The 15221-nt window shown below is 61.1% G+C and carries 14 protein-coding genes and 1 pseudogene; 5 read left to right on the forward strand and 10 right to left on the reverse strand.

The window, feature by feature from the left end; translation table 11 throughout:
* Nucleotides 1-95 precede the first annotated feature (95 nt).
* The 3 genes from AC3WTM_RS07795 to zapE all read right to left on the reverse strand — a co-directional run bounded on the left by AC3WTM_RS07795 (nucleotide 96) and on the right by zapE (nucleotide 2429).
* The gene (locus AC3WTM_RS07795) at nucleotides 96-587 is read right to left on the reverse strand and encodes a GNAT family N-acetyltransferase (protein WP_008053742.1); all 492 of its coding nucleotides are present in this window, start codon (nucleotides 585-587) and stop codon (nucleotides 96-98) included.
* 115 nt (nucleotides 588-702) lie between these two features.
* Entirely contained in the window at nucleotides 703-1284 is a 582-nt protein-coding gene (locus tag AC3WTM_RS07800) for a DinB family protein (protein ID WP_102670371.1), read from the reverse strand.
* A gap of 26 nt (nucleotides 1285-1310) precedes the next feature.
* A complete protein-coding gene (zapE, locus tag AC3WTM_RS07805) occupies nucleotides 1311-2429 on the reverse strand; it encodes a cell division protein ZapE (protein ID WP_102670460.1) in 1119 nt (372 codons plus the stop codon).
* A gap of 159 nt (nucleotides 2430-2588) precedes the next feature.
* Here zapE and AC3WTM_RS07810 point away from each other — a divergent pair, with 159 nt between their 5' ends.
* Nucleotides 2589-3641: an aldo/keto reductase gene (locus tag AC3WTM_RS07810; RefSeq protein ID WP_102670372.1), complete on the forward strand. Its 1053-nt coding sequence runs from the start codon at nucleotides 2589-2591 to the stop codon at nucleotides 3639-3641.
* 109 nt (nucleotides 3642-3750) lie between these two features.
* On the opposite strand, the gene speB is transcribed toward AC3WTM_RS07810, so the two are convergent.
* The gene (speB, locus tag AC3WTM_RS07815) at nucleotides 3751-4710 is read right to left on the reverse strand and encodes an agmatinase (protein WP_102670373.1); all 960 of its coding nucleotides are present in this window, start codon (nucleotides 4708-4710) and stop codon (nucleotides 3751-3753) included.
* A gap of 21 nt (nucleotides 4711-4731) precedes the next feature.
* Nucleotides 4732-5823 carry a polyamine ABC transporter substrate-binding protein gene (locus AC3WTM_RS07820; protein ID WP_102670374.1) on the reverse strand — a complete coding sequence of 364 codons (1092 nt, stop codon included), beginning with the start codon at nucleotides 5821-5823 and terminating at the stop codon, nucleotides 4732-4734.
* A gap of 101 nt (nucleotides 5824-5924) precedes the next feature.
* Here AC3WTM_RS07820 and AC3WTM_RS07825 point away from each other — a divergent pair, with 101 nt between their 5' ends.
* From AC3WTM_RS07825 to AC3WTM_RS07840, 4 genes and pseudogenes are all read left to right on the forward strand, one after another.
* The gene (locus AC3WTM_RS07825) at nucleotides 5925-6818 is read left to right on the forward strand and encodes a LysR family transcriptional regulator (RefSeq protein WP_090455380.1); all 894 of its coding nucleotides are present in this window, start codon (nucleotides 5925-5927) and stop codon (nucleotides 6816-6818) included.
* 164 nt (nucleotides 6819-6982) lie between these two features.
* On the forward strand, nucleotides 6983-8089 hold the full coding sequence (locus AC3WTM_RS07830) for an enoyl-CoA hydratase/isomerase family protein (RefSeq protein WP_102670375.1): 1107 nt from the start codon (nucleotides 6983-6985) through the stop codon (nucleotides 8087-8089).
* A 3-nt stretch (nucleotides 8090-8092) separates the two neighbouring features.
* Entirely contained in the window at nucleotides 8093-9244 is a 1152-nt protein-coding gene (locus tag AC3WTM_RS07835; protein ID WP_102670376.1) for an acyl-CoA dehydrogenase family protein, read from the forward strand.
* Between the two features lie 33 nt (nucleotides 9245-9277).
* Nucleotides 9278-9355 (forward strand): annotated as a pseudogene (locus AC3WTM_RS07840) (outer membrane lipoprotein carrier protein LolA); the annotation flags it as partial.
* A 73-nt stretch (nucleotides 9356-9428) separates the two neighbouring features.
* Here the strand turns inward: AC3WTM_RS07840 and AC3WTM_RS07845 are convergent.
* The 5 genes from AC3WTM_RS07845 to AC3WTM_RS07865 all read right to left on the reverse strand — a co-directional run bounded on the left by AC3WTM_RS07845 (nucleotide 9429) and on the right by AC3WTM_RS07865 (nucleotide 15136).
* Nucleotides 9429-10202, reverse strand: coding sequence for an enoyl-CoA hydratase (locus tag AC3WTM_RS07845; protein WP_056724587.1), 774 nt, complete (start codon nucleotides 10200-10202; stop codon nucleotides 9429-9431).
* A 13-nt stretch (nucleotides 10203-10215) separates the two neighbouring features.
* Nucleotides 10216-11343: an acyl-CoA dehydrogenase gene (locus tag AC3WTM_RS07850; protein WP_102670377.1), complete on the reverse strand. Its 1128-nt coding sequence runs from the start codon at nucleotides 11341-11343 to the stop codon at nucleotides 10216-10218.
* A 144-nt stretch (nucleotides 11344-11487) separates the two neighbouring features.
* The gene (locus AC3WTM_RS07855) at nucleotides 11488-12681 is read right to left on the reverse strand and encodes an acetyl-CoA C-acyltransferase (protein ID WP_102670378.1); all 1194 of its coding nucleotides are present in this window, start codon (nucleotides 12679-12681) and stop codon (nucleotides 11488-11490) included.
* Nucleotides 12682-12693: 12 nt separating this feature from the next.
* Entirely contained in the window at nucleotides 12694-13455 is a 762-nt protein-coding gene (locus tag AC3WTM_RS07860) for an SDR family NAD(P)-dependent oxidoreductase (protein ID WP_102670379.1), read from the reverse strand.
* A 16-nt stretch (nucleotides 13456-13471) separates the two neighbouring features.
* Nucleotides 13472-15136: an AMP-binding protein gene (locus tag AC3WTM_RS07865; RefSeq protein ID WP_102670380.1), complete on the reverse strand. Its 1665-nt coding sequence runs from the start codon at nucleotides 15134-15136 to the stop codon at nucleotides 13472-13474.
* Nucleotides 15137-15221 lie beyond the last annotated feature (85 nt).

Below are 15221 nucleotides of genomic sequence, written 5' to 3' on the forward strand. Positions count from 1 at the left end.
TGGCGTACGGTTACCGGGATAGTGAGTTCTTTTTCATGAAGATCAAGAGCGTCTTTCCCGGCAATCCGTGAAGAACCCTTTTTTTTCCTGGTGAATCAGAGGCTCTTGGTCCAGAACAGCATCCGTCCATGGGCCGGGTCGAACATGCCGGCGGCGAAACCGGCTTTTTCATAGGAACCCTGAGCCACGGCATTGCCTTCCAGCACTTCCAGGGTGAGCTTGCAGCAGCCACGCTGACGGGCGATGTCTTCGACCTTTTGCAGCATCTTCTGGCTCAAGCCCAGGCCGCGAAATTTTTTCACCACCGACACATCATGCACATTGACCAGCGGCCGGCAGGCAAACGTCGAGAACCCCTCGAAGCAATTGACCAGCCCGGCCGGCTCGCCACCGACAAAGGCCAGCACACTGAAGGCGTGGGGGCGCCGGGCAAGTTCGGCCGGGAGCTGCTCCAGTACATTGGCCGGCAACGGCTGGCCGCCCCCCATCGGGTCCTCGGCGTAGTGGTTCAGCACCAGGCAAATAGCCTCGGCATGCACCGGATTGGTGTAACTGGCCTGAAGCACAAGAATTTCTGCGGAGTCCATTTCCATCCTCGATCACACATGAAGTAGCCCCCAGCATGTACTCACGCTGAAGTGCCGGCAGACCATAGCGCGAGCAATGTGCCAACGACAATCGCAACCGAGAAAATCTTTGGCCTCAAGCGCCCCAGATCAAGGCTTCCGTCCACCCCAGTTCGGCAAAATCCTCGGCCCGCAAGTGCGACTCACCGGCGCAGAAAAACTCGTCGAGTTGCGGTGGCTGGACCGAGGTGCCGCTGAGCATGGCGTGAATCTGCCCGCGGTGATGGATCTGGTGTTCAAACAAATGGGACAGCAGGCGCAAGCGACTGTCGTGTTGTGGGGTGTCGCGGGCGATGGTCACGATTTTTCCCAGGTCGGCGTCGCGCATCTGCTCGCAGTAGGCGATCAGCCGGCGGTCGACGTGGGCCTGTTCGCCAACCAGATCCATTGCCGTGAGGCAGGGTTCGTCCTCCTTGAAAAACACCCGGCAATCGGGATGCGGGTCGTCGCCGCGCAGTTCGCGCTCCAGGGCGTCCACATAAAACCAGTCACAGGTGAGGATGTGGTTGAGGGTGGCGCGGATCGAGGGGAAGAAGCTGACCCGGGATGCGCTCAGTTCCTGCGGGCTCAACTGACGCCAGGCCTTGGCCAGTCGGTGATTGGCCCAGGCGTTCTGGTAGGCCATGGTCAGCAAATGGTGTGACAGGGGCTGATTCATGTTCGCTGCTCCCGATCAAAACCCGATCAAACTTCGGCAAACCGCTGCAGTTGCATTTCCTGCAATCGACTGAGGGTGCGGCGGAACGGAAATTCCAGATAACCCTCGGTGTAAAGCGATGCCATTGGCACTTGCGCTTCAAGGTACAGCGGCACCTTGCGGTCGTAGCACTCGTCCACCAGGGCAATGAACCGTCGCACACCATCGTCATGCACCGATAACTGCGGCAACTCGCGATCTCCCGCCTCCACCCGCTCGACACCGTCCTCGGTGCCGCGGGCAATGCGCCCTGCGCGTTTCTGTGCGCTGAGGTTGGGCACGTCACTCAACAGGATAGCGCCGTAGGTATCGCACAGGGCGATGAAATCCATGGCCGCGAAGGGTTGCTCGCACAGCGCGGCGTAACGGGTCCAGAGCACCGTCGGGCTGGCCTTGACCACCTCGAGGGAACGGTGACCGACCTTGACCGGCTCGCTCGATACTGACTGGCCGACGCTCAACAACTGGAACACTTCACCCAGCGCGCAGGGGTTACCGGGCTCGGCCACCCAATAACGTTGCAAACCGGCCCCCGGATGCAGGCGATGGTCTTCCCCGCCATCCACCGCAATCACCTGCATGTGCTGCTTGATCGCCGCGATGGCGGGCATGAAACGGTCGCGATTGAAACCGTCGGCGTACAACTGGTCCGGCGGCAGATTGGACGTGCAAACCACCACCACGCCCTGTTCGAACATCACCTGGAACAGACGCCCGAGAATGATCGCGTCGCCGATGTCATTGACGAACAGTTCGTCGAAACACAGCACACGAACCTCTTCAGCCAATTCACGGGCCAACGCCTTGAGCGGATCGGCAGTGCCGGTCAGTTGAAACGAGCGTTGGTGCACCCAGCCCATGAAGTGGTGAAAGTGCTGGCGCCGAGCCGGTACTCGCAGGCTTTGGTAGAACTGGTCCATCAACCAGGTCTTGCCCCGCCCCACCGGCCCCCACAGGTACACGCCGGAAATGGGCGCGCGGTCTGCGTGCAACGCTTCGTGGCATTTTTGCAGCGCCCACACCGCATGTTCCTGGGCCTCGTCCTGGACAAAGCCCTTTTGTTCGATGGCATGCTGCCAGGCGCTTAAGGGGGAATCGATAGTCATGGGCGGCAGTATGCCATTGCCCATGGATAACGCGACCGGTGATCGGCAGTTTTGTGCAGACAGGAAAAGCACCTTGACGCTTTAAATTACCAGCATCATATTAAATAGATGCTTTAGATAATCTATTAAACCTTGTCGCCATCCCTCTGGAGTCATCCCATGCATTACAAAGTTTTCGGTCGTAAAACCGGCTTGCGTGTTTCCGAACTGGCGCTGGGCGCGGGTAATTTCGGTACCGGTTGGGGCCATGGCGCCGAGCGTGACGAAGCCAAACGGATTTTTGATGGTTATCTGGAAGCCGGTGGCAATTTCATCGATACCGCCAATGGCTATCAGGGCGGGCAGTCCGAGGCCATGCTCAGCGAATTCATCGCCGCAGAACGGGATCGCCTGGTCATCGCCACCAAATACACCCTCGGGACTACACCGGCAGCCGGCATTTCCCACACTGGCAACAGCCGCAAGAACATGGTGCGCGCCGTCGAAGAAAGCCTGAAACGGCTGAAGACCGAGCATGTCGACCTGTTCTGGGCGCACATGAGCGACGGCGTCACGCCCATGGAAGAGATCCTGCGCGGCTTCGACGATCTGGTCAGTGCCGGCAAGATTCATTACGCCGGGCTTTCGAACTTCTCCGCCTGGCGCATCGCCCGCGCCGACCTGCTGGCCGAGGTACGCGGTTTTGCCCCGATTGCCGCGATCCAGGTCGAGTACAGCCTCGCCGAACGCACGGCCGAGCGTGAACAACTGCCGATGGCCGAAGCCCTGGGCCTGGCCGCGACCTTGTGGTCGCCGCTGGGTGGCGGCTTCCTGACCGGCAAGTACCGCAACAGTGACGGCGACAACCGTGCGAACAAGCTCGGCGTGCTGATCCACGCCGAAAAAAGCGCCCGCGAAACCGCCCTGCTCGACACCTTGATCGATGTCGCCGCAGAACTGGACGCCAGCCCGACCCACGTGGCCATAGCCTGGCTGCGGGAAAAAGCCAGACGCTCGACCACGGCGCTGATTCCGATCCTCGGCTCCCGGACCCGTGAGCAGCTGGATGCCACGTTGGGCGCGCTGAATGTGCAGTTGAGCAGCGAACAACTGGCACGACTGGACGGCGTCAGTGACGTGGACAAAGGCGTGCCGCACGAATCCATTTCCGGTTCGTTCGCGCGGTTCAGCGGTGGTCAGATCCTCGACCTGCCAATCGTTCCAGTGGCCTGACCCCCATCAAAACTGTGTGGGAGCTTGCTCGCGATGAGGGCGGAACATTCAACATCCATGTCGGCTGATCGACCGCCATCGCGAGCAAGCTCCCACCGGGTCAGGCGTATTAGTTATCGACCTTATGCCTGGCCGCATACAGGCACAGCATCTCCATCGCCAGCGTCGCCGCCGCCAGTGAGGTGATCTCCGCGCTGTCATAGGCCGGTGCCACTTCCACCACGTCCATGCCCACCAGGTTGATGCCACGCAGACCGCCGAGAATCTCCAGCGCCTGCACCGTGCTCAAGCCGCCGCATACAGGTGTTCCGGTGCCCGGCGCGAATGCCGGATCGAGGCAGTCGATGTCGAAGGTCAGGTACACAGGGTTGTCGCCGACCCGCGCGCGAATCGCCTCGACGATCGCCTCGCAGCCACGGCGGTGCACCTGCCGTGCGTCGAGCACCTGAAAGCCCTGATGATCATCGTTGGTGGTGCGCAAGCCGATTTGTACTGAGCGCGACGGGTCCACCAGCCCTTCCTTGGCCGCGTGCCAGAACATGGTGCCGTGATCGATGCGCTTGCCCTCCTCGTCCGGCCAGGTGTCGCTGTGGGCATCGAAGTGGATCAGCGACAATGCCCCGTGCTTTCGCGCATGGGCCTTGAGCAGTGGGTAAGTAATGAAGTGATCGCCGCCAAAAGTCAGCATTGCCGTGCCAGCATTGAGGATGTGCTCGGCGTGGGCCTCAATCATTTCGGGCGTCGACTGCGGCGAACCGTAGTCGAAATCGCAATCGCCGTAGTCGATGACTGCCAGGTGATCGAACGGATCAAACGTCCACGGCCAATGCCGTTCCCAGGCGATCCCGGCCGAGGCTGCGCGAATACCCCGTGGCCCGAAGCGTGCGCCGGGGCGGTTGCTGGTGGCCGTGTCGAACGGCACGCCACTGACGGCCACATCAACGCCGCGCAGGTCACGACTGTAACGGCGACGCATGAAACTGGTGATACCGGCGTAGGTACTTTCAGCAGCCGTGCCGTATAGGCTGTCACGGGTAAGGGCTTGATCGTTCTGCATCGGGACGTCCATTTGAAGCTCCTTCATATCTAGTTATTGGCGGCTACGGAAAGTGGTCCACAAGCGCGTGCGCTGGCGCATGTCCTTGAGGTTCATGCTGCGGTCGGCGTACAGCCGTTCGCGCACGTCGGCCAGCGGGTAGATGTCCGGATCGGTGCGCACCGCTTCATCCACCAGCGGCGTGGCGGCCTGGTTCGCCGTGGCGAAGAACAAGGTGTTGGTCAGTGCCGCAACGGACCCGGGGCGCAACATGAATTCGATAAAGGCGCGGGCGGCTTCTGGGTGCGGCGCGTCCTTGGGAATCGCCAGGTTGTCCTGCCACACGAGGGTGCCTTCCCTGGGAATCCGGTAGGCAATTTCATAGGGTTTGTTGGCCTTGCGTGCCTGGTCGGCGGCCATGCTGGCGTCACCGTTGTAGGTCAACGCCAGGCACACGCTGCCATTGGCCAGGTCGCTGATCTGCCGCCCGGTGGCGACGTACAGCACGTTCGGCTGTAGCTGATGCAGCAACGCCCCGGCGGCTGACAGATCATTCTTATCCGTGCTGTAGGGATCTTTACCCAGGTAATGCAGCGCCAGTCCGATCACCTCCTGGGGCGAGTCGAGAATGGCGATGCCGCAGTCTTTCAACTTGCTTGCGTACTCGGGTTTGAACAGCAGGTCAAGGCTATTGAGCGGCACGTCCGGCAAGCGCTGCTTGATCGCCTCGACGTTCATGCCCAATCCCAGCGTGCCCCAGGTATAAGGCACGCCATAGCGGTTGCCGGGATCGACAGCGGCGAGTTTTTCCAGCAAGTCCGGATCGAGGTTGGCGTAACCCTTGAGTCCTTCGTGGGGAATCGGTTTCAACGCCCCGGCTGCAAGCCCCCGGGCCAGCACACTGGAGGACGGTACCACCACGTCATAACCGCTGCCGCCGGTGAGCAGCTTGGTCTCCAGTACTTCCGAAGAATCGAAGGTGTCGTAGCGCACATGGATGCCGGTTTCCTGCTCGAACCGCTGCAGGGTTTCGGGGGCCACGTAATCGGCCCAACTGTACAGATTGACCACCTTGTCTTCGGCCTGGGCCGAAACAGCCACGGCGAGCAACAGCGCGGGTAAACACAGCTTGAACATGGGAGCCATGACGAACACCTGACCAGAGGAAGTGGTTGCAGGATGCGTCGTCGGATACATTGGTAAAATATCAAGTTAATTAACCTGACTTTATGACGGAGTAATGTTTGATGCTCGGCCAACTCCATGATCTGGACCTGCAATTGTTGCGTCTGTTTGTCAGCGTGGTGGAGTGCGGCGGATTCAGTGCCGCCCAGGGTGAGCTGGGCTTGAGCCAGTCGAGCATCAGCCAGCAAATGGCCAAGCTGGAAACCCGCCTTGGCTATCGCCTGTGCAGCCGCGGCAAGGGCGGATTCAAGGTCACCGCCAAGGGCGAACAACTCCTCAGCGCCACACGCACCCTGTTCGAATCCATCGAAGCCTTCCGTCATCAATCCAACGGCGTGGCCGGGCGCTTGATCGGTGAAGTGCGCCTGGGTCTGTCCGAAGCCCTGGATCAATCGGTGCTGCAACGGGTGGCCGAGGCGATCCGGCGCTTCCGTGAGCGGGACGAGTCCGTGCGCATCGAACTGATCAGCGCCATGCCCGGCGAAATGGAGCGCTTGCTACTGCAACAGCGGCTGGACCTGGCCATCGGCTATTTCTCGCAAGTGCAAAGCGCGTTTGACTACCGCCAATTGTTCATTGAAACCCAGCATCTGTATTGCGCCCCCGGCCATCCGCTGTTCACCAACCCGGCCCCCTGCGATCAGGATCTGCAGGCCAGCGACCGGGTCGATCACCCCTACCGTTTCCTGCGCAGTGACGAACCCTTCCAGGGCAAGCTGTGTTCGGCGCGCTCGGAACAAGTCGAAGGCACCCTCGCCTTTATCCTTTCCGGCAAGCATGTCGGTTATTTACCCAGCCACTTCGCCCATGCCTGGGAAAACAAGGGTTTGCTCAGGGCCGTGCGTCGAGGCGACATGAGTTTCGATGTCGCGTTTCATCTGGCCCGGCACCGGGCGCAAGTGGCCGGCGATGCACAAAAGGCATTCGAAGAGGATCTGCTCGCGGCGTTTGCCTGACTACGTCGTGGTCTACGCTGTAACAATGCCGGACACTGTCATGCAAAAATGCACAGATAACCTGCACTTATCCGGGTTGTACAAGGCAAATTTGCACTGATACGATCCGCCATCGCTCGCGCGCGAGCATCTTGATAAAGAACAATAAAAGCAGGGAGTTAGTGATGACTGCTCAGGTTTTTTCTCCCGGGACTCAGTCCATGGATGCCATGCAAAACGAAGTGCTGGCCGAGGTTCGCAACCACATTGGTCACCTGACCCTCAACCGCCCCGCCGGCCTCAACGCCCTTACCCTGGACATGGTGCGCAACCTGCACCGCCAGCTCGACGCCTGGGCCCAGGATCCGCAAGTCCATGCCGTGGTCTTGCGCGGTGCCGGGGAAAAAGCCTTCTGCGCCGGCGGCGACATTCGCTCGCTGCATGACAGCTTCAAAAGCGGCGACACCCTGCACGAAGATTTCTTTGTCGAGGAATACGCCCTCGACCTCGCGATCCACCACTACCGCAAACCGGTGCTGGCCCTGATGGACGGTTTTGTCCTCGGCGGCGGCATGGGCCTGGTGCAAGGCGCAGACCTGCGCGTGGTCACAGAGAAAAGTCGCCTGGCGATGCCGGAAGTCGGCATCGGCTATTTCCCGGACGTCGGCGGCAGTTACTTCCTGCCGCGCATCCCCGGTGAACTGGGGATTTACCTCGGCGTCAGCGGCGTGCAGATTCGCGCCGCCGATGCGCTGTATTGCGGCCTGGCCGACTGGTACCTGGAGAGCGAAAAACTTGGCGTCCTGGACGAAAAACTCGACCAGCTCGAATGGCACGATACGCCGCTCAAGGACCTGCAAAGCCTGCTGGCGAAATTGGCCGTGCAGCAACTGCCCGATGCGCCACTGGCGACTTTGCGCCCGGCTATCGACCACTTCTTCGCCCAACCCGATGTGCCGAGTATTGTGGAGCAATTACGCCAGGTAACGGTCGCCGACAGCCATGATTGGGCTATCACCACCGCCGACCTGCTGGAAACCCGTTCGCCGCTGGCCATGGCCGTGACCCTGGAAATGCTCCGTCGCGGACGCGAGCTGCCCCTTGAACAATGTTTCGCCCTTGAGCTGCACCTGGACCGTCAGTGGTTCGAGCGCGGCGACCTGATCGAAGGCGTGCGCGCCTTGCTGATCGACAAAGACAAGACACCACGCTGGAACCCGCCCACCCTCCAGGCACTGGACGCCGAACACGTGGCGAGCTTCTTCAGCGAGTTTGACCGGAGCGAGAGCTGAGCCATGCACGATATCGAATTGAGCGAAGAGCAAGTCATGATCCGCGACATGGCCCGGGATTTTGCCCGCGGCGAAATCGCGCCCCATGCCCAGGCCTGGGAAAAGGCCGGCTGGATCGATGACGGTCTGGTGGCGAAAATGGGCGAACTGGGCTTGCTGGGCATGGTGGTCCCCGAGGAATGGGGCGGCACCTATGTCGACTATGTGGCCTATGCACTGGCGGTAGAAGAAATTTCCGCCGGCGACGGTGCTACCGGCGCCTTCATGAGCATCCACAACTCCGTGGGCTGCGGGCCGGTGCTCAACTACGGCAGTGAAGAACAGAAGCAGACCTGGCTGGCGGACCTTGCCAGCGGCCAGGTCATCGGCTGTTTCTGCCTGACCGAACCCCAGGCCGGTTCCGAGGCGCACAACCTGCGCACCCGCGCCGAACTGCGCGAAGGCCAGTGGGTGATCAACGGCGCCAAACAATTCGTCAGCAACGGCAAGCGCGCCAAACTGGCGATTGTGTTTGCCGTGACCGATCCGGACCTGGGCAAACGTGGCATCTCGGCGTTCCTGGTACCGACCGACACCGCCGGTTTTATCGTCGACCGCACCGAACACAAGATGGGCATCCGTGCTTCCGACACCTGCGCGGTGACCCTGAACAATTGCACCATCCCCGAAGCCAATTTGCTGGGCGAACGCGGCAAAGGCCTGGCCATCGCCTTGTCCAATCTCGAGGGCGGCCGCATCGGCATCGCCGCCCAGGCACTGGGCATCGCCCGCGCAGCGTTTGAGGCGGCACTGGCTTATTCCCGTGATCGTGTGCAGTTTGGCAAAACGATCAATGAACACCAGAGCATCGCCAACCTGCTGGCCGACATGCACATGCAGTTGAACGCCGCGCGATTGATGATCCTGCATGCCGCACGCCTGCGCACGGCCGGCAAACCCTGTCTGTCGGAGGCGTCACAAGCCAAGCTGTTTGCGTCAGAAATGGCGGAAAAGGTCTGCTCCTCCGCGATTCAGATTCATGGCGGATACGGGTATCTGGAAGACTATCCGGTGGAGAAGTACTACCGGGATGCGCGGATCACGCAGATCTACGAAGGGTCGAGCGAAATTCAGCGGATGGTGATTGCCCGCGAGCTGAAGAACTACCTGATTTGATGCCCTGTACCTGTAGGAGCGAGCTCGCTCGCGATGGTGGCCAACGATAACGCGGGGTACCTGAATCAACCCGGTGCCCTCAGGTTTTTCGCGAGCAGGCTCGCTCCTACAAGGGGATCTCATAAACGCTGAGATCCAATGTGGGAGCGGGCTTGCTCGCGAAAGCGTCCGAAAGGTGACTACATCACTTGCCTTGGAACTCAGCCTCACGCTTGGCAATGAACGCCGCCATCCCTTCCTTCTGATCCTGCGTCGCAAACGCCGCATGGAACACCCGACGCTCAAAGCGCACGCCTTCGGCCAGGCTCACTTCGAAAGCACGGTTGACGCTTTCCTTGACCATCATCGCAATCGGCAACGACTTTTTAGCGATCAACGCGGCGACTTTCAGCGCTTCATCCAACAGCTCATCGCTCGGCACGATACGCGCCACGATGCCGCAACGCTCGGCTTCCACGGCATCGATCAAGCGACCGCTCAGGCACATTTCCATGGCCTTGGCCTTGCCCACGGCGCGGGTCAGGCGCTGGGTGCCACCCATGCCCGGCAACACGCCGAGATTGATTTCCGGCTGGCCGAATCTGGCGTTGTCACCGGCCAGGATGAAATCGCACATCAACGCCAGCTCACAGCCGCCGCCTAGGGCGAAACCGTTGACCGCCGCAATGATCGGCTTGCGGCGGTTGGCCACACGATCGCTGTCGCTGAACAGGTCGTCGATGTAGATCTGCGGGTAGGTCAGCTCCGCCATTTCCTTGATGTCGGCACCGGCGGCAAAGGCTTTTTTCGAACCGGTCAGGACGATGCAGCCGATGTTCGAGTCAGCCTCGAAACCATCAAGGGCCTGGTTCAGTTCGCTGACGATCTGCGCATTCAACGCATTCAGCGCTTGTGGACGGTTGAGGGTGATCAGGCCAACGCGGCCGTGGGTTTCCAGCAAAATCGTTTCGTAGTTCACAGGGGACTCCTTCTTATAAGTTGCGCGAAATGACCATGCGCTGAATATCGCTGGTGCCTTCGTAGATCTGGCAGACCCGCACGTCGCGGTAGATCCGTTCCAGCGGGAAATCGTTGAGGTAACCGTAACCGCCCAGGGTTTGCAGCGCCGAGGAGCATACCTTCTCGGCCATTTCCGAGGCGAACAACTTGGCCATCGACGCTTCGACCAGGGCCGGTTTGCCACTGTCACGCAGGGCGGCGGCGTAGTGCACCATTTGCCGCGCAACGGCGATCTGGGTCGCCATGTCCGCCAGGCGGAAGGCCACGGCCTGGTGCTCGATGATCGGCTTGCCGAAGCTCTCGCGCTCACGGGCGTAATCGCGCGCCGCTTCGAACGCGGCACGGGCCATGCCCACCGATTGCGAAGCGATGCCGACGCGGCCGCCTTCAAGGTTGGCCAGGGCAATTCTGTAGCCTTCGCCCTCCTCGCCCAACCGATTGGCCAGCGGCACCTTCACGTCTTCGAAGAGGATCTGGCAGGTGTCGGATGCATGCTGGCCGAGCTTGTCTTCGACCCGCGCGACTTTGTAGCCCGGCGAATCGGTCGGCACTATAAAGGCGCTGATGCCACGTTTGCCGGCACTCGGATCGGTCACCGCAAACACGATCACCACCCCGGCATTCTGCCCTGAGGTGATGAACTGCTTGCAGCCGTTGAGCACATAATGATCGCCTTCCAGGCGCGCACGGGTTTTCAGGCCGCTGGCGTCGGAACCGGCCTGGGGTTCAGTAAGGGCAAAAGCGCCGAGCATCGCGCCGCTGGCCAGCGGCTTGAGGAAGCGCTTTTTCTGCTCATCGGTGCCGTAGTTGAGGATCGGTACGCAACCCACGGAGTTGTGCACGCTCATGATGGTCGAACAAGCGCCATCGCCAGCGGCGATTTCTTCCAGCGCCATGGCGTAGGCCAGGTAACCGGTGTCGCATCCGCCCCACTGCTCCGGCACCAGCATGCCGAAGAAGCCCAGCCCGGCCATTTCGTCGATGGCTTCCTTGGGAAAACGGTGTTCGCGGTCCCACTCGGCAGCGAAGGGCTTCAGCCGTTCCTGGGCAAAGTCCCGGGCCATGTCGCGGATTTGTTGTTGGTCGTCATTGGGGATCATGGTGAATCCTTAAAAATGTAATCGCCCCCTGTAGGAGCGAGCTTGCTCGCGAAGAGCCTGAAAGCGCCGCATTCATCCAGGCAGACCTCGTCATCGTTGACGTTCTTCGCGAGCAAGCTCGCTCCTACAGGGACTGTGCACGTCTTAATAAAGGCATTCCACGGCCATCGCCGTCGCTTCACCACCGCCGATACAAATCGCCGCGACACCACGCTTCAGGCCTTTCTGGCGCAGGGCCGAAAGCAGAGTCACCAGAATCCGCGCACCGGACGCACCGATCGGGTGCCCGAGGGCGCATGCGCCGCCGTGCACGTTGAGCTTCTCGTGAGGGATTTCCAGATGAGTCATCGCGGCCATGCCGACCACGGCGAAGGCTTCGTTGACTTCCACCAGATCCACGTCATTGAGCGACCAGCCGGTTTTCTTCATCAACTTCTTGATTGCACCAATCGGTGCCACCGGGAACAGGCCCGGGGTGTCTGCGAACGCAGCGTGGCCATGAATCACCGCCAAGGGTTTCAGGCCTTGTTTCTGTGCCTGGGACTGGCGCATCAGCACCAGCGCGGCGGCACCGTCGGAGATCGAACTGGAGTTGGCCGCTGTCACCGTACCGCCTTCGCGGAACGCTGGTTTCAACGAAGCGATCTTGTCCAGCCTGGCTTTTGGTGGCTGCTCGTCGTTGCTGATCACCACCTGCTCTTTGCCAACCGTCACGGTCAGCGGCACGATTTCGGCCTTGAAGCTGCCGTCCTTGATCGCCTGTTGCGCCCGAGTGGTCGAGGCAATGGCAAACGCGTCCTGGGCTTCACGGCTGAAGCCGTTGGTTTCGGCGCAGTCTTCGGCAAAGGTGCCCATCAGGCGGCCCTTGTCGTAGGCGTCTTCGAGGCCGTCCAGGAACATCGAGTCCTGCACCCGACCATGGCCCATGCGGTATCCGGCACGGGCGCGATCCAGCAGGTAAGGTGCGTTGGACATGCTTTCCATGCCACCGGCAACCACCACGTCGGCACTGCCCGCCACCAGCATGTCGTGGGCCAGAATCGCCGCTTCCATGCCGGAGCCGCACATCTTGTTCAGGGTGGTGCAGCGGGTCGATTTATCCAGCCCCGCGCCCAGCGCCGCCTGACGCGCAGGGGCCTGGCCGAGTCCTGCCGGCAGCACGCAGCCGAACAGCACTTCGTCGACGCTATCACTGGCAACGCCGGCACGTTCGACGGCGGCTTTGATGGCAGCCGCACCGAGTTGCGGTGCAGTCAGGCTTTTCAGTTCGCCTTGGAAACCGCCCATCGGGGTGCGGACGGCGCTGACGATTACAATCGGATCGTTGGACATTGTCATGACAAATCCTCCTTATTTGGCAGCCATGCGCAAGGCACCGTCGAGACGGATCACCTCGCCATTGAGCATGCTGTTTTCAATGATATGCCTGACCAGCGCGGCGTACTCGCTCGGTTTGCCCAAACGCGGCGGGAATGGCACGCCAGCGGCCAGGGAGTCGCGGACTTCCTGGGTCATGCCGGCCATCATTGGCGTCTCGAAGATGCCGGGGGCGATCGTCATGACACGGATGCCGAAGCGCGCCAGCTCACGGGCCGCCGGCAAGGTCAGGCTGACTATCGCGCCCTTGGACGCCGAGTAAGCCGCCTGACCGATCTGGCCGTCGTAAGCCGCGGCAGATGCGGTGTTGATAATCACGCCGCGCTCGCCATCGGCATCCGCTTCGGTTTCGGCAATCGCCGCGGCTGCAAGGCGCAGCATGTTGAAGCTGCCGATCAGGTTCACGTTGATCACCTGGCTGAAACTGGCCAGCGCGTGTGGACCGTTCTTGCCGAGAATCTTCTCGCCACGCACGATGCCGGCGCAATTGACCAAGCCATTGAGGCCGCCAAAGGCCTTGACCGTCGCCTGCACGGCAGCTTCGGCCGCCGATTCGTTGCTGATGTCCGCCACCACGCTTTGCGCACCAAGGCGCTGGGCCTGGGCTGCAACGGCTTCGGCGTTCATGTCCACCAGCATCACTTTGGCGCCAGCGGCAACCAGCACCTCGGCGGTGGCGGCACCGAGGCCGGAAGCGCCACCGGTGACGATAAAAATCTTGTTCTCGATCTGCATCATTGTTTCCCTGGATTCAAGCTGGAAGGTTCTTCGCCGCGGCCTCTTGAGCCTTGGCGATTTCCTGGTTGCGCAAGATAAAGCGCTGCAATTTGCCGCTGGGGGTTTTCGGCAATTCGCTGACAAATTCGATTTCACGGGGATACGAGTGCGCCGCCAGACGCTTGCGCACGTGCTGGCGCAGCTCTTCGGCCAACTCGGAGGCGGCGCGGTATTGCGGGCTGAGCACGACGAACGCCTTGACCAGTTCGGTGCGCTCCGGATCGGGCTTGCCGACCACAGCGGCCTCGACCACGGCCGGGTGTTCGATCAGCGCACTTTCCACGTCAAAGGGACCTACCCGGTACCCGGAGGTGGTGATCACGTCATCACTGCGACCGACGAAGCTGATGCTGCCGTCCGGGTTCCACTCAACGGTGTCGCCACTCAGGTAATAGTTGCCGACAAAGGCCTTGGTCGGCCCGCCTTCGTAACCGGCGAACCAGCACATCGGCGACTGGCTGCGGTCGATAGCCAGGATACCCGGCTGCCCAACGCCGAGTTCCTTGTACTCGTCATCCAGCACGACAATGCGGTGGCCCGGCGAGGCAAAACCGGCGGCGCCCATGTGAATCGGGTGCTCCAGGCCGTGGTGGTTGCACAGCACCATGCCCAGCTCGGTCTGGCCGTAGTGGTCGTGGATGACCACGTCGAGGTTATCGGCGAACCAGCGGATCACTTCCGGGTTCAGCGGCTCACCGGCGCTGCTGACGATACGCAGCTTGCCCTTGATCGACTTGGCGAATTCATCACCGCCGGCAATCAGCAAACGGTAGGCCGTCGGCGAACCGGTGAGGTTGGTGATCCCGTATTTGTTGATCACCCGGCAGGTGCTTTCGAGGGTGAACGGGCCATCGTAAAAGGTGATCGGATGGCCCATGGACATTGGCCCCGTGACACCGAAATAAATGCCGTAGGCCCAACCCGGGTCGGCGACGTTCCAGAAGGCGTCTTCCGGGCGCAGATCCACCGCATCGCGGGTGTAGCTCTGGAACGCTACGATGGCCTTGAGTGGCACCGACAGCGCTTTCGACGGGCCGGTGGTGCCCGAGGTAAACATCAGCAGGAACGGATCTTCGCCAGTCAGCAGCACCGGTTCACAGTCGGCGGAATAGTTGGCCAGTTCGGCCCAGAAACTGAAGTCGCCGTGAACCAGCCCCTGCCCTTTGGGGCCTGTGACGGTAACCGTGGCCGGGCAAGCGGCGACTTCGGCGAGTTTCGGCCGGTTCACTGCATCGGTCACCACCACTTTGGCGCCAGAGCAGCCCAGGCGGTGCTCGATGGCTTTGGGGCCGAATGCGGTAAACAGCGGTTGATACACCGCGCCGATGCGCCAGGTGGCGAACACGGTGATCAACAGCTCGATATTGCGGGGCAACAGGCCGGCGACCTTGTCGCCTTTCTTCACGCCCTGGGCCAGCAGGTAGTTGGCGAAACGCGCGGCCTTGTCCTGCAAGTCGGTGAAGGTGTACGAAGCACCAGTGCCATCGCGTCCTTCCCAGAACAGCGCGATGCGACCCGGCAAGGCATGCCGGTCACAGCATTCGACACAGGCGTTGAGGGCCGTCAAATCGCCCGCGAGCGCAGCATCGACGGTGCGTTGATAATTGAACTGAGAAGTAGCAGACAAGTAATCGCGCATTGCCAGAATCCCACTGTGTTTTTTATTAGGTTGGGGGGAACCGTAATCAACAGGGAAATACTCGCTCTGCGCGGGTTACCGGGCA

This window comes from Pseudomonas sp. EU05-FHT14B02 (genome assembly GCF_058791055.1).

Coding starts and splice junctions, on each gene's coding strand:
- AC3WTM_RS07795 (WP_008053742.1), bottom strand. CDS start 587: ATGGACTCCGCAGAAATTCTTGTGCTTCAGGCCAGTTACACCAATCCG.
- AC3WTM_RS07800 (WP_102670371.1), bottom strand. CDS start 1,284: ATGAATCAGCCCCTGTCACACCATTTGCTGACCATGGCCTACCAGAAC.
- zapE (WP_102670460.1), bottom strand. CDS start 2,429: ATGACTATCGATTCCCCCTTAAGCGCCTGGCAGCATGCCATCGAACAA.
- AC3WTM_RS07810 (WP_102670372.1), top strand. CDS start 2,589: ATGCATTACAAAGTTTTCGGTCGTAAAACCGGCTTGCGTGTTTCCGAA.
- speB (WP_102670373.1), bottom strand. CDS start 4,710: ATGGACGTCCCGATGCAGAACGATCAAGCCCTTACCCGTGACAGCCTA.
- AC3WTM_RS07820 (WP_102670374.1), bottom strand. CDS start 5,823: ATGGCTCCCATGTTCAAGCTGTGTTTACCCGCGCTGTTGCTCGCCGTG.
- AC3WTM_RS07825 (WP_090455380.1), top strand. CDS start 5,925: ATGCTCGGCCAACTCCATGATCTGGACCTGCAATTGTTGCGTCTGTTT.
- AC3WTM_RS07830 (WP_102670375.1), top strand. CDS start 6,983: ATGACTGCTCAGGTTTTTTCTCCCGGGACTCAGTCCATGGATGCCATG.
- AC3WTM_RS07835 (WP_102670376.1), top strand. CDS start 8,093: ATGCACGATATCGAATTGAGCGAAGAGCAAGTCATGATCCGCGACATG.
- AC3WTM_RS07850 (WP_102670377.1), bottom strand. CDS start 11,343: ATGATCCCCAATGACGACCAACAACAAATCCGCGACATGGCCCGGGAC.
- AC3WTM_RS07855 (WP_102670378.1), bottom strand. CDS start 12,681: ATGACAATGTCCAACGATCCGATTGTAATCGTCAGCGCCGTCCGCACC.
- AC3WTM_RS07860 (WP_102670379.1), bottom strand. CDS start 13,455: ATGCAGATCGAGAACAAGATTTTTATCGTCACCGGTGGCGCTTCCGGC.
- AC3WTM_RS07865 (WP_102670380.1), bottom strand. CDS start 15,136: ATGCGCGATTACTTGTCTGCTACTTCTCAGTTCAATTATCAACGCACC.